Genomic DNA, 12,175 nt, shown 5'->3' on the forward strand with positions numbered 1-12,175 from the left:
TCGACTGACACTCCATCGCGAGCAGGCTCGCTCCCACATGGATTGGGGTGTTTGGGGTTATTGCGACATGGCGTCCTTTTTCATGGCGTCTTTGCTCATGCTGTCCTTGGACATGGCATCTTTTTTCATGCCGTCCTTGGACATGCTGTCTTTCTTCATCGCGTCCTTGGACATTGCATCCTTGGACATCGAGTCTTTTTTCATCGAGTCCTTGTGCATCGCATCCTTGGACATGGCGTCCTTGGACATCGAATCATTGCTCATGGTGTCCGCGGCAAAAACACTGGCGGCGCCCATTGCCAGGCAGAGGGACAGTGCAACGGTGGTCAGCTTTTTCATGATGAAACTCCTTGAAGCTCAGTGTGTGGTCGAGCGAAAAATTCAGGCGGGCCTCAGCTGCCACCGAACCAGTTGTAGCCCTGGTCTTCCCAGTAGCCACCGCTGTAGGTGTTGCTGACGAAAATCGCCTGAATGTGTTTGGGGTTCTTGTAGCCAAGCTTGGTGGGCATGCGCAGCTTCATCGGGAAGCCGTACTCGCGGGGCAACACCTTGCCGTCCCAGGTCAGCGCCAGCAGCGTTTGCGCGTGCAGCGCGGTGGCCATGTCGATGCTGGTGTAGTAATCGTCGGCGCACTTGAAGCCGACGTATTTGGCGTCGGTGTCGGCGCCGATGCGCCTGAGGAAATCGCTGAAGCGCACGCCGCCCCAGCGACCGATGGCGCTCCAGCCTTCGACGCAGATGTGCCGGGTGATCTGATCGGTCTGCGCCATGGCGCGCAGCTCTTCCAGGCGCCAGCTGCGTTTGTCCGCCACCAGCCCGGAGACTTCCAGGCGGTAGGTCTCCTCCTCCACCGTCGGCGCCTCGTCGATGCCGTAGAAGGCATTGAAGGGAAACGGCCGGGTGATCATCGACTCGGGATAGGTCGGCGCCATGGCATTGGGGTTGAACAGCCATCCCTGGATCCGGTCATTCAAGCGCGACATCGACGACAGCGCGGTCTCGACGCTGTCGTTGTCGGTGATGTTGCAGCCGGACAACATGGCCACGCCACCGAGGGTCAGGCCGCGCAGCAGGAACGAGCGGCGGGAGCGGTCTTCGATCTGCGGCGCGAGGATCTTGCGGGCATCGGTCAGGATCGAGGACTCGTCCAGATCCGGGTTCTGAATGCGCTTTTTCATACGGGCTCCTTGCGACCGACGATCATGGCGAGCAGGGTTTTCGGGACCAGGGCGACCATCACCAGATGCACCGCGACAAAGACCACCAGCAGCGCCATCGCGATGAAGTGCACGTGTCGAGCTGAGTCGTAACCACCGAGCAATTCGCGCAACAGCGGGAACTGCACCGACTTCCACAGCACCAGCCCGGAGATCACCAGTAGCGTGATGTCGAGCATCACGAACAGGTAGGCGAAACGTTGCACCTGGTTGTAGTGACTGAGGTCGGCATGCCCGAGCTTTCCGCGTAACGCGGCCCACAGATCATGCAGCACGCCTTTGGGGGAAACCGGGAAGAAGCGCCGCTTCAGGCGGCCGCTGAACAGGTTGACGACGAGGTAAATCAGGCCGTTGATCGCGAGAAACCACATCGCCGCGAAGTGCCATTGCAATGCGCCCCCAAGCCAGCCGCCGAGAGTAATCGAGGCAGGAAAGCTGAAATCGTAGAGGGGCGAAGCGTTGTAGATCCGCCAGCCGCTGGTCACCATCACCAGCACCGCCAGGGCGTTCAACCAATGGGTGAGCCGTAGCCAGCGCGGGTGGCTGGCCCTGGGTTTTGCAATGGACTGCGACATGACCGGCTCCTTGTGGTTCGTTGTTCGATGAAGCGGAGTATGGGAGCGCGCAGATCGCCAAATCCTCACGTAAAGTTAAATTAATCGTGATAACTCCCCTCTTCGGAATTGAATCAAAACCTGTGGGAGCGAGCCTGCTCGCGATGGCGGTACATCTGTCGAATCCATGTTGAATGACAGATCGCAATCGCGAGCAGGCTCGCTCCCACAGTGTTGTGTGTGCATGGGCGGTAGTCCGTGAACAGCACAACTATGGTTAAATGCCGCCCCCGCAAATTCGCCATCGACGCAAACCCATGAACACCGAAGCCCTCGCCACTCTCCACCAACACCTGCTGACCGCCCTGGCTGCGGCCCCTGCCGAAACCCGTCGCCTGTTTCACGGCCGTGGCCGCTGCTGGCCGGGGCTGGAGCAGGTGACGGTGGACTGGTTGCAGGGTGTGGTGCTGGTGGCGTTGTTCAAGGAGCCGGAGCCTTCGCAGTTGGAGGACTTGAAACAGCTTTTGATGGCGATTGCTCGGACAGAGCAATGGGCACAATCCGGCGCCCACACCCTGCTGCTGCAACACCGCTACCTGCTGCAAAGCACCACCGAATGGCTGCTGGGGGATGTCATCGAGGAAATGACCATCACCGAAGGCGGGCTGAAATACCGGGTGGACCTGGGCCGCAAGCAGAACACCGGGCTGTTCCTCGACATGCGCTACGGCCGCGACTGGGTTCGGGCCAACGCCGAGGGCAAGCGAGTGCTGAACCTGTTCGCCTACACCTGCGGCTTCTCGGTGGCGGCCATCGAAGGCGGCGCCAGCTACGTGGTCAACCTCGACATGTCGAGCCCGGCCCTGAGCCGTGGCCGCGACAACCATCGGCTCAACGGCCATGACCTGGGCAAGGTGACGTTTCTCGGCCACGACCTGTTCAAGTCCTGGGGCAAGGTGATCGGCAAGGGCCCGTATGACCTGGTGATCATCGACCCGCCGTCGTTCCAGAAAGGCAGCTTCCTGCTGACCAAGGATTACCAGCGCGTGCTGCGTCGCCTGCCGGAACTGCTCGGCCCTCAGGGCACGGTGCTGGCGTGCATGAATGACCCGGCGTTTGGGGCAGACTTCCTGATCGATGGCGTGACCCGTGAAGCGCCAAGCCTGCGGTTCGAGCAGCGGCTGGAGAATCCACCGGAGTTTCCGGATTCGGATGTCGAGTGTGGATTGAAAGCGTTGGTGTTCAAGCTTCTGTAGGAGCGAGCTTGCTCGCGATGGTCGTCAACGATTACGCGGGCTGTCTGATTTCCCTTGGTGTCTGGTCGTCCATCGCGAGCGTGCTCGCTCCTACAGTGGAATGCGGTCAATTGTGGGAGCGAGCCTGCTCGCGAAAAACGTCTGGGCACCGCGGGCATTCAGACAGCCCGCGTAACCGTTGAACTTCATCGCGAGCAGGCTCGCTCCCACAATGGTGACCGTCAATGCGGCCGCAGGACCAGGGCAAACAGCTCGCCGTGCCCGTTGACGTTGAGCTTGTGATAGAGGTTGCGCCTATGCACTTTCACGGTCTCCGGCGAGATGCCCATTTGTTGGGCGATGGCTTTGCTGGAGAAGCCTTGCAGGATCAGGCGCGCGGTTTCGATTTCCCGGGTGGTCAGGCGGGCGTCGAAGCGGTCGAGCAAGGTCGCCATGTCCCCTGCTGCCGGTTCAGCGGTCGGGCCTTCCGGTGGCAGCAGTTGCAGGTGCCGGCGCATCGCGCTCAACACCCAGTCGCGCACGCACAGCAACCGGCCCTGCTCTTCGAGGCTGAATCGCGTTGAGCGCCCGAGGGACAGGCCGAGCACGGCGCCGTCGACATTGACCATGAACTGCAACTCATCGCTACCCACCACTTTGCAGAAGTAGCTGAGGTAATACTCGCTCTGCTGAAACTGGTCGGGCGCCACCGAGTCGAGGCTGTGCAAACCGTCGGCAATACCGGCGCAAACCGCCTGATAAAACGGATCGAGCAGGTACATGCCGGCGCTGTAATCGGCCAGTTCTTCCTGTTCGTCGCCGCTGCTCTGGTAGTCGAAATCGACCAACAGGCGCGGCACTCTCCCGGCCTGCATCAGCGCCACCAGTGCGTTGTCCAGCGGCACCAGCAGACGCAAGGTATCCACCAGCGCACGCCAGAACCCGTCCTCGCCCACCGCGCCGAACATCCGCGCCAGGCCCTGGTGCAGCGGCAACTCTTTGAACAACGCGTCCACGCACTACCCCTTTCGAGTAACCCATGATGGGAATGGGTAACGGCTACCCTGATCGATACGCTGCAAGCTCCTGAACATCACCGGCCGCAGCAGGCCAGGAGTGCCGCATCATGAGTGGTCACCGCTCGTATTTCAATCTGGGGTTGGGCGCGTGCCTGACGGTTGCGCTGTCGGCGGTGGCGGCCGAAGGCCCGACCGTTCACGTGTACAACTGGTATGACTACATCGGCCCCGACACCCTGCATGACTTCAAGCGCGACACCGGGATCCAGCCGGTCTACGACACCTTCGACAGCGCCGAGGTGCTGGAAGGCAAACTGCTGACCAGCCGCAGCGGCTACGACGTGGTGGTGGCCAGCAACTACAGCCTGCCGACGCTGATCAAGGCCGGCGCCCTCGCCCCGCTGCCCCGTGCCGACATGCCGGACTTCAAGAACATGGACAGCGACCTGCTGGCGAAACTGGCCCACAACGATCCGGGCAACCAGTACGCCGTGCCATACCTGTGGGGCACCAACGGCATCGGCTACAACATCGACAAGGTGCGCGCGGCGCTCGGCGACAAGGCGCCGGTGGATTCCTGGGACCTGGTGTTCAAGGAAGAGAACCTGGCCAAACTCGGCGAATGCGGCGTGGCGATGCTCGACTCGCCTTCGGAAATGCTTCCGGTGGCCCTGCACTATCTCGGCCTGCCGCCCAACAGCACCAACCCCGAGGATTACAAGAAGGCTGAGGCGCTGTTGCTGAAACTGCGCCCGCACATCGCCTACTTCAACTCGTCGAAATTCATCAGCGACCTGTCCAACGGCAACATCTGCGTGGCGGTGGGCTGGTCAGGTGCGATGCTCGAAGCCAAGACCACCGCTGAGCAGGCCGGCAACGGCGTGAAGATCGCCTACAGCCTGCCGAAGGAAGGCGCGCCGGTGTGGTTCGACACCCTGGTGCTACTCAAGGATGCGCCGCATCCGCAGCAGGGGCTGGCGTTCATTGATTATCTGATGCGTGCCGAGGTGATCGCTCCGGTGAGCAATCATCTGAACTATCCGAACGGCAATCGCAATGCGACGGCACTGGTCGCCGAAGCCACCCGCAGCAATCCGGCGGTGTATCCATCGACCGAAGCCCTGGCCACCCTCTTCACTCTGCAACCCCTGCCGCCCGCCACCGAACGGGTGCGGACGCGGATCTGGAGCAAGGTCAAAAACGGACAGTAAGCACACCACCTAACCCATGTGGGAGCGGGCTTGCCCGCGAATGCGGTGTTTCAATCGACACATGTATTGCCTGACACACCGCTTTCGCGAGCAAGCCCGCTCCCACAAGGGATCTGTGGTGTTTGTGAAGTAACTGATCAGCCAACTTTTTATGATGAGAACCCCCATGAAACCACGTGCCCGCGACCTGAACATCCAATTCGGCCAACTGCAACCCGGCCCGCTCAACGCCATCACCGACGTGCCAGGCGTGCGAGTCGGGCACAGTGAAGTGCGGGGGCGCACCGCACAGGGCCGTGACATCCTGACTGGCGTCACCGTGATCGAACCTCGCGCCGGTTCCACCACTGCGCAGCCGTGCTTCGCCGGCGTCCACGTACTCAACGGCAACGGCGACGCCACGGGCCTGGAATGGATCCGCGAGGCCGGCCTGCTGACCAGCCCAATCGCGTTCACCAACACCCACAGCCTGGGCGTGGTGCGCGACGCCCTGATCGTGCTGGACCGCGAGCAGCAGCGGGACGACGGGCGGCTCTACTGGAACATGCCGGTGGTGCTGGAGACCTTCGACGGCTTGCTCAACGACATCAACGGTTTTCACGTGAAACCCGAGCATGTCGCGCAGGCGGTGAACTCGGCGGTGGGCGGACCGGTGGCCGAAGGTAACGTCGGTGGTGGCAGCGGCATGGTCTGCCATGAGTTCAAAGGTGGCATCGGCACTGCTTCGCGACGGCTCGATGCTGACCAGGGCGGCTGGACAGTCGGCGCCATCGTTCAGGCCAACCATGGCAAGCGTCAGGAATTGCGTGTCGATGGCTACCCGGTCGGACGCTACCTCACGCCGGACGACTCGCCGTTCATCAAGGCTGCGCTGCCGCATCCGGGCATGGGTTCGATCGTGGTCTGCCTGGCCACCGATGCGCCGCTGCTGCCGCATCAATGCACCCGCCTGGCCCAACGCGCCAGCCTTGGACTGGCTCGCACCGGTGGCGGCAACGAGGACCAGAGCGGCGACATTTTCATCGCATTCGCCACCGGCAATTCACACGTGCCGCCTGCCGCCTACGAGCGCAAACGCGCGCCGACCACCGACCATCTGAGCATGGTCAATAACGATCACATCAGCGACTTGTTCCTGGCGGCCACCGAAGCGGTGGAAGAAGCGATCATCAACGCCCTGCTCGCCGCCGAAACGACCGAAGGTAATGGACATGCGGTATCGGGACTGGATGCGCAAACGCTGCTCAAAGCCTTGAAACAGGCCGGTTGGCCGGGAGAAGGAAACGTCGGAAGCTGACACTTGTGGGAGGATTAGACGTGCGGTACTTGAGGGCGATCCTGCATGTTCCTACGATGAAGTTGCGCAGCCGCTTGCTTGTCCAAGCCGTTGCGCAGGTGGTGAGTGTACTGAACCCCTATCAAGCTCACCGCCTGCTTCATGCGCATCTTGAGCCTCAATGGCTCCACTTCTCCCCATCAAAGAGCTTTGAGGCTCTTTTTTAATCCGACAGCCCGGCTTTTGGCCGGGCTTGGTGTTTCTGAACGTCGACTCAAATCCCTGTGGGAGCGGGCTTGCCCGCGATTGCGGAGTGTCAGGCAACATCAATGGCGACTGACACGGCCTCATCGCGGGCAAGCCCGCTCCCACAAGTTTTCGGGGTATTTGGACGATTTGCTAGACCAACCGCAACCGCGGCCCACTCACCGGCACCGCATCGTCCCCCAACCGCTCACGCACAAAATCCTGGGCCTTGCGCGTCAGTTGATCCAGATGCCGGTCGCGCTGCTTTTCCGCATCCTGCATCGCGCGCTTGCCGTTTTTCTGCAGCAGGTACGTATGAATCTGCCGCACCTCCAGCGAGCTGTAGATCGATGCCACGTCCAGCAGTGCCATCAAACCATCGCTGCCGTGATCACGGGTGTTCATCAGCACCTGGGTCGCGCGTACGCCCACCACCTGAAAACCCATCGCCTCGAAATACGGCACCTTGGCCACCGCACAAGTCAGTTCGGCATGGGGATAGCGGGCGAGCATCTCGCGCAGCATCCGCCGGGCAATGCCCTGGCGCCGATGGCCGGCGTGCACCGCCATATAGGCCACGCCGCAAGCCTCGGGATCATCCTTGACCGGCAAGTACAGCAGGAACCCCGTGACCTGCTCCGGGTCGTCCAGATCGGTGGCGACGATCAGCTCCACATCGATGCCCTTCGCCCCGTTCAGCGCCTCCAGATACAGGTGCACCTCAAAGCCGATCGCATATTGATAGACGTTGTAGAGCAGGTTGCTCGGCGGGATCGCGATCGCGCTGATGTCGGTCAGGTTGTCGACCACCATCTGCAGGATCTGGCTGTTGATGTGCTCGGGGCACGGGGTTTTGTAGTGGGTGATCTGGGGCATTGCGGGCGAGAACTCCGGTTGCGGTGCGCCATATTAACCTGTTCTGGCTTGCAACTGGATTGGCCAGCCATGGCTGGAGCCCCGCATGCCGCGAAGTATCGTACTGGATTGAATGGCCTCTTCGCGGTCAAGCCGGCTCCCACAGGTTGGGCGTACGACACAAAACCCTGTGGGAGCGGGCTTGCCCGCGAAGGCGTCATTCGCCACACCGCCGAATCAAGGTCAGACCATCACCAGTCGTACGTCATCTCAACCGAAGCCACCCGCTCTTGCCCGTAGTAGCAACCGAACGAGTAGTTGCAGTCGGACACATACTCACGGTCGAAAATATTCTGCACGTTCAGACGGGTCTGCAATCCGCGCAGGCTCGGGTCGAGTTTGCCCAGGTCGTAGCTGACGGTGGTGTCATAGACGACCCAGGATGGCACGTCGAACGAGTTGGCCGCGTCACCCGGCTTGCGTCCGGTATAGCGGGCGCCGGCGCCGAACGTCAGGCCGTTGAGCGTGGCCTGGGTGAAGTGATAGTCGATCCACATCGACGCCGAGACAGGCGCCTGCGCCTCGTTGCGGTTGTCTTCGTTGCCCCAGGTGTCCTTGGTGTAGAACGAGTCCATGTAGCTGGCGGCCGCCATCAGGTCGATGTTATCCAGACTGGACTTGATCTCAAGTTCGACGCCGCGCGAGCGCACTTCCCCACTCTGGGACATGTAGTCCGGATAGTCGTCATCGCCCGTGAGCACGTTTTTCTGCTTGATCTGATACACCGACGCAGTGATCAGGGTTTTCTCGAACGGCTGGTACTTCACACCTGCTTCGTACTGTTCGCCTTCGGTGGGGTCAAAAGACTTGCCGCCCCGTTGCGGCGCCGCGGTGCCCAGCGTCGGCAGGAACGACTCGGAATAGCTGATATAAGGCGCCAGGCCGAACTCGGTGACGTAGGTCAGGCCAACACGACCCGTGAATTTGTTGTCGCGCTTGGCTTCGTGGGTCGAGGCGAGCAAGTCCTTGTTATCGATTTCCGCCCAGTCCTGGCGGCCGCCGATGGTCAGGATCCACTGGTCCAGCTTGATCTGGTCCTGCACATACAGACCCGTCTGGCGCAAGGTGTTGTCCCATTTCGTATCGAGTACTGGAACCACGCTGCTGGTGTCGAAGTTGTTCTTGCCATACAGATTGACCGGCAAAACGTTATAGGCGTTATAGCCATCGTACTTGCGGTTGAAATGCCGATAATCCACACCTGCAAGGGTGGTGTGCTCCAGGGCGCCGGTGTTGAATTTGTATTCCAGGTTGTTATCGATGGTGTAGGCGATGTTGTGCTGGCGCCAGTCAAGCTTGGTGCGATAGGCCCGGGTGTAGTCGGTCACGCCATCATCATCGGTGACGAAGCTGCGCAGGTAGAAGCCCTTGTAGCGGTCGCGCACGTCGGTGTAACGCGCTGTAGAGCGGTACTTCAGATCATCGCTGAGGTTGTGGCTGAAGTCGTAGCCGAAAACGTACTGGTCACGTTTGTAATCGTTGAAATTGGTGTCGCCGGAGAAAAAGTCGCGGTTGATGCGTTCGCCGTTGGGGCCGCGGTCGAGCGAGCCGATACGCGGCAGCGACTGGTAATCGGGCACGCCATCATCGCGCTGGACCTGCGCCAGCAAGGTCAGGGAGGTGTCTTCGGTCGGCGCCCAGGTCAGGCTCGGCGCCAGCAACATGCGCTCGCTCTCGTTGTGCTCGACCATTTCGTTGCCTTTGTCGGCCACGCCGATCAGGCGATAGCTGAACTGCTTCTGCTCGTCGATCGGCCCGCTGGTGTCGAAGGCACCGTTGACCCGGTTATAGCTGCCCGCCCCCAGTTTGACCTGGCTGCGCTGCTCGGTGGTCGGGCGCTTGGAGACCATGTTGATCAGGCCGCCCGGCTGATTCTGTCCGTAGAGCACCGACGACGGGCCCTTGAGCACTTCGATGCGTTCCAGGGTGTAGGGATCGATCTGCGGCGCGCCGCCGAGGCTGCCGGCGTACGGGATATAAGCGCCATCCAGATACAGCGGCGTCGGCGCGAAACCACGGCTGGTGATCTCGTCGGCGATTGAGTTGCGATCGGTGAAGCCACCGGTGTTCACCCCTGGCGTGTAACGCAGGGCCTGGGTAATGTTGCGCGCGCCTTGGACTTCCACCTGATCGGCGGTGACCACGTTGATGGTCTGCGGGATTTCCAGGATCGGCGTATCGGTCTTGGTGGCCGTAGCGCTGCGGGTGGCGACGTAGCCGTCCACCGGACCGTAGGCCGATTCCACGCCAACTCCGGTAATGCTGGTGGCCCCCAATTGCAGGGCCGCCCCCGCGTCCACCACCGGCAACAGCGAGTAGCTGCCGTTGGCATGCAGCACCGGCTGCAATTTGCTCCCGGCCAGCAATTGGCGCAGGCCCGCGTCCACTGAATAACGGCCGCGCAATCCGGCGGTTTTCTGGCCATTTGCATTGGCCGGCTCGAAGGACACCGTCACCCCGGCAGTGCCTGCGAACTGGGTCAACGCCGAGCCCAGGGGACCTGCCGGAATGTCGAATTCGGTTTCGCCCGTGGTCTGGGCCCACGCGGGCTGTGCCACCAGTGTCATGCCCAATGGGGCGACCAGCGCCATGCCCAGCAGCGCGCCGTGGATGGCGCGGCTTAAAGGCCTGACGGAAAGCTGGCGGGAAGAAATGCTCAGATGGGAGTTGCGAGGGGTCATGCAGTGTCCTTTTCGCCCGTTAGCGGTAGTGAATGACGGCGTCTATTTGCGCCTCTAACTACCAAGTCGAACGAGAATCGAAATCGATAACCCCCGGCTCCATAAATACAATCCCTGTAGCAGCTGGCGAAGCCTGCTGCTACACGAGCGGTTCCACGGTGGCCCAGAAGCGGCTGAATCGGCGGATGCGCACAGGCAACGTCGAGGTCAGGTTATCGAGGATGGTGTCGGTGCTGCCCAGGTGAAAGGCACCTGATATTCGCAGCGCTGCCACCGCCGGATCACAGCCCAGATGGCCGGGGCGGTATCGCTGCAATTCGTCGACGAAATCTCCCAGGCGCCAGTCATTGACCACCAGCATGTCGCGGGTCCAGGCATCGGCCTGGGGGTTGGCCGGTTGCAGAGCGTTGATAAAGTCCCGTCCGAAACTCAGTTGCTGACCGGCATCCACCCGCATAGCGGTAGCCGGCACGTTGGCCGCCCGTACTTCTACCGCATGCTCCTGCACACAAACCTGGGTCAGGTCTGCTTCGCGGCGCACAACAAAACGAGTGCCCAGCGCGCGGATGCTGCCTTCTGCGGTGTGGATCACGAAGGGCCTTCTGCGCTCGTCGCGGGCGGTTTGAATCTGGATTTCACCCGCCAGCAACCGCACTTCACGCAGGGTCTCGCTGTAGCGAATGTCCACGGCGCTGGCGGTATTGAGTTGCAACTGAGTGCCGTCGTCCAGCCGGATGCGGCGACGTTCGCCGGTGCCGGTGCGCTGGTCGGCCATCAAGGTCGGCAATGCAGTAGTGTTCCAGGCCAGTGTCCCCGCCCCGCCGGCCATCAACAGAATCGACAAGACCTTGAGCACATCGCGGCGTTTGGCCCTGGCGCTGCTCAGGATCGGTCGGACGATGTCAGGGGTCACCTGTTCCAGCTTGTCCTGGAGGCGCCCCAGGCGCTCCCATGCCTGACGGTGTCGAGGGTCACGCTCCAGCCAGCGCTGGTGCGCCCGGCGCGTGGTTTCACTGGGTGCTTCACCGCGCATGTCCACGTACCAGCGGGCGGCGGCTTCTAGTGTGGCGTAATCCAGCGGTTGAGGGTGCGCCACGTTTCAGTCCTCGATCAGCAACAGGCAGTGGGTCAAGGCTCGCACCGCATGTTTCTTCACCGTGGTCACCGAAACATTCAGGCGCCGGCCGATCTCGACGTAGCTCAGGCCATCGAGCTGGGCCAGCAGGAAAATCTCACGGGTTCGCTCACCCAGGCCGTCGAGCAGGCGGTCGATTTCCATCAGTGTTTCGATGATCAGCGAACGGGTTTCCGGGGACATCACGACCGGTTCCGGGATATTGGCCAGCGTTTCGAGATACGCCTGCTCAAGTGTGCGGCGCCGGAACATATCGATCATCAGGCTGCGGGCGATGGTACTCAGATACGCGCGAGGTTCGCGCAACTCAAAGGCTTTGCGCTGGGTCAGTACGCGAATGAAGGTGTCCTGAGCCAGATCGGCGGCATGGTGATTGCACCCGAGCCGTTTACGCAGCCATCCACACAACCAGCTGTGGTGCTCCTCATAAAGCGTATGCACGGCACGTTGCTGCGAGAGATCGGCAGAGGACATGGACAAGACCCGATACAAAAAATCATATGGTAATGACTCTCATTTTCACCCTTAACGCGTCAATTTTGCAACACCGGGTAAAACTGGGGCAGTAACCCCATGAAATAAGGCTTTTTCCCCCAGAAATGAGGAATATCCCCCACTTTCCCCAACAGCAAAAATACACACCTGGAAACAACTAACTAATTATCTTGAGCTTTCCATATAGGACT

General features: G+C 61.1%; 11 protein-coding genes. 3 read left to right on the top strand and 8 right to left on the bottom strand.

Annotated elements, in window-relative coordinates; genetic code table 11:
- Nucleotides 1-57: 57 nt before the first annotated feature.
- The 3 genes from K9857_RS00685 to K9857_RS00695 are packed head-to-tail and all read right to left on the bottom strand — an operon-like array spanning nt 58 to nt 1,792.
- On the bottom strand, nt 58-339 hold the full coding sequence (locus K9857_RS00685; protein ID WP_224532987.1) for a pentapeptide MXKDX repeat protein: 282 nt from the start codon (nt 337-339) through the stop codon (nt 58-60).
- Between the two features lie 53 nt (nt 340-392).
- Nucleotides 393-1,178: a molybdopterin-dependent oxidoreductase gene (locus K9857_RS00690; RefSeq protein ID WP_224532988.1), complete on the bottom strand. Its 786-nt coding sequence runs from the start codon at nt 1,176-1,178 to the stop codon at nt 393-395.
- The gene (locus K9857_RS00695; protein ID WP_224532989.1) at nt 1,175-1,792 is read right to left on the bottom strand and encodes a cytochrome b/b6 domain-containing protein; all 618 of its coding nucleotides are present in this window, start codon (nt 1,790-1,792) and stop codon (nt 1,175-1,177) included. The genes K9857_RS00690 and K9857_RS00695 overlap by 4 nt, the downstream gene beginning before the upstream one ends.
- 296 nt (nt 1,793-2,088) lie before the next feature.
- Here K9857_RS00695 and K9857_RS00700 point away from each other — a divergent pair, with 296 nt between their 5' ends.
- Nucleotides 2,089-3,027, top strand: coding sequence for a class I SAM-dependent methyltransferase (locus tag K9857_RS00700; RefSeq protein ID WP_224532990.1), 939 nt, complete (start codon nt 2,089-2,091; stop codon nt 3,025-3,027).
- Nucleotides 3,028-3,248: 221 nt separating this feature from the next.
- Here the strand turns inward: K9857_RS00700 and K9857_RS00705 are convergent, their stop codons facing one another.
- Nucleotides 3,249-4,022 carry a LuxR C-terminal-related transcriptional regulator gene (locus K9857_RS00705; protein ID WP_224532991.1) on the bottom strand — a complete coding sequence of 258 codons (774 nt, stop codon included), beginning with the start codon at nt 4,020-4,022 and terminating at the stop codon, nt 3,249-3,251.
- Between the two features lie 110 nt (nt 4,023-4,132).
- On the opposite strand from K9857_RS00705, the gene K9857_RS00710 reads away from it, so the two are divergent.
- Complete coding sequence (locus tag K9857_RS00710) at nt 4,133-5,236, top strand: extracellular solute-binding protein (RefSeq protein WP_224532992.1); 1,104 nt, start codon at nt 4,133-4,135, stop codon at nt 5,234-5,236.
- Between the two features lie 166 nt (nt 5,237-5,402).
- Nucleotides 5,403-6,533, top strand: a complete 1,131-nt coding sequence (locus K9857_RS00715; RefSeq protein ID WP_224532993.1) for a P1 family peptidase — start codon at nt 5,403-5,405, stop codon at nt 6,531-6,533.
- A gap of 378 nt (nt 6,534-6,911) precedes the next feature.
- Here K9857_RS00715 and K9857_RS00720 read toward each other — a convergent pair whose 3' ends face one another.
- From K9857_RS00720 to K9857_RS00735, 4 genes are all read right to left on the bottom strand, one after another.
- Nucleotides 6,912-7,634, bottom strand: coding sequence for a GNAT family N-acetyltransferase (locus tag K9857_RS00720; protein WP_224532994.1), 723 nt, complete (start codon nt 7,632-7,634; stop codon nt 6,912-6,914).
- Nucleotides 7,635-7,864: 230 nt separating this feature from the next.
- Nucleotides 7,865-10,354, bottom strand: coding sequence for a TonB-dependent siderophore receptor (locus K9857_RS00725; protein ID WP_224532995.1), 2,490 nt, complete (start codon nt 10,352-10,354; stop codon nt 7,865-7,867).
- Nucleotides 10,355-10,493: 139 nt separating this feature from the next.
- A complete protein-coding gene (locus tag K9857_RS00730; RefSeq protein ID WP_224532996.1) occupies nt 10,494-11,450 on the bottom strand; it encodes a FecR domain-containing protein in 957 nt (318 codons plus the stop codon).
- Nucleotides 11,451-11,453: 3 nt separating this feature from the next.
- Nucleotides 11,454-11,963, bottom strand: coding sequence for a sigma-70 family RNA polymerase sigma factor (locus K9857_RS00735; protein WP_224532997.1), 510 nt, complete (start codon nt 11,961-11,963; stop codon nt 11,454-11,456).
- Between the last annotated feature and the right edge of the window lie 212 nt (nt 11,964-12,175).

The sequence above is a fragment of the Pseudomonas sp. REP124 genome (assembly GCF_020164475.1).
In the GTDB taxonomy this organism is placed as follows: domain Bacteria; phylum Pseudomonadota; class Gammaproteobacteria; order Pseudomonadales; family Pseudomonadaceae; genus Aquipseudomonas.

Excerpts from the sequence above, each read along its gene's own strand:
- K9857_RS00685 (WP_224532987.1), bottom strand. The coding sequence starts at position 339 with ATGAAAAAGCTGACCACCGTTGCACTGTCCCTCTGCCTGGCAATGGGC.
- K9857_RS00690 (WP_224532988.1), bottom strand. The coding sequence starts at position 1,178 with ATGAAAAAGCGCATTCAGAACCCGGATCTGGACGAGTCCTCGATCCTG.
- K9857_RS00695 (WP_224532989.1), bottom strand. The coding sequence starts at position 1,792 with ATGTCGCAGTCCATTGCAAAACCCAGGGCCAGCCACCCGCGCTGGCTA.
- K9857_RS00700 (WP_224532990.1), top strand. The coding sequence starts at position 2,089 with ATGAACACCGAAGCCCTCGCCACTCTCCACCAACACCTGCTGACCGCC.
- K9857_RS00710 (WP_224532992.1), top strand. The coding sequence starts at position 4,133 with ATGAGTGGTCACCGCTCGTATTTCAATCTGGGGTTGGGCGCGTGCCTG.
- K9857_RS00715 (WP_224532993.1), top strand. The coding sequence starts at position 5,403 with ATGAAACCACGTGCCCGCGACCTGAACATCCAATTCGGCCAACTGCAA.
- K9857_RS00720 (WP_224532994.1), bottom strand. The coding sequence starts at position 7,634 with ATGCCCCAGATCACCCACTACAAAACCCCGTGCCCCGAGCACATCAAC.
- K9857_RS00725 (WP_224532995.1), bottom strand. The coding sequence starts at position 10,354 with ATGACCCCTCGCAACTCCCATCTGAGCATTTCTTCCCGCCAGCTTTCC.
- K9857_RS00735 (WP_224532997.1), bottom strand. The coding sequence starts at position 11,963 with ATGTCCTCTGCCGATCTCTCGCAGCAACGTGCCGTGCATACGCTTTAT.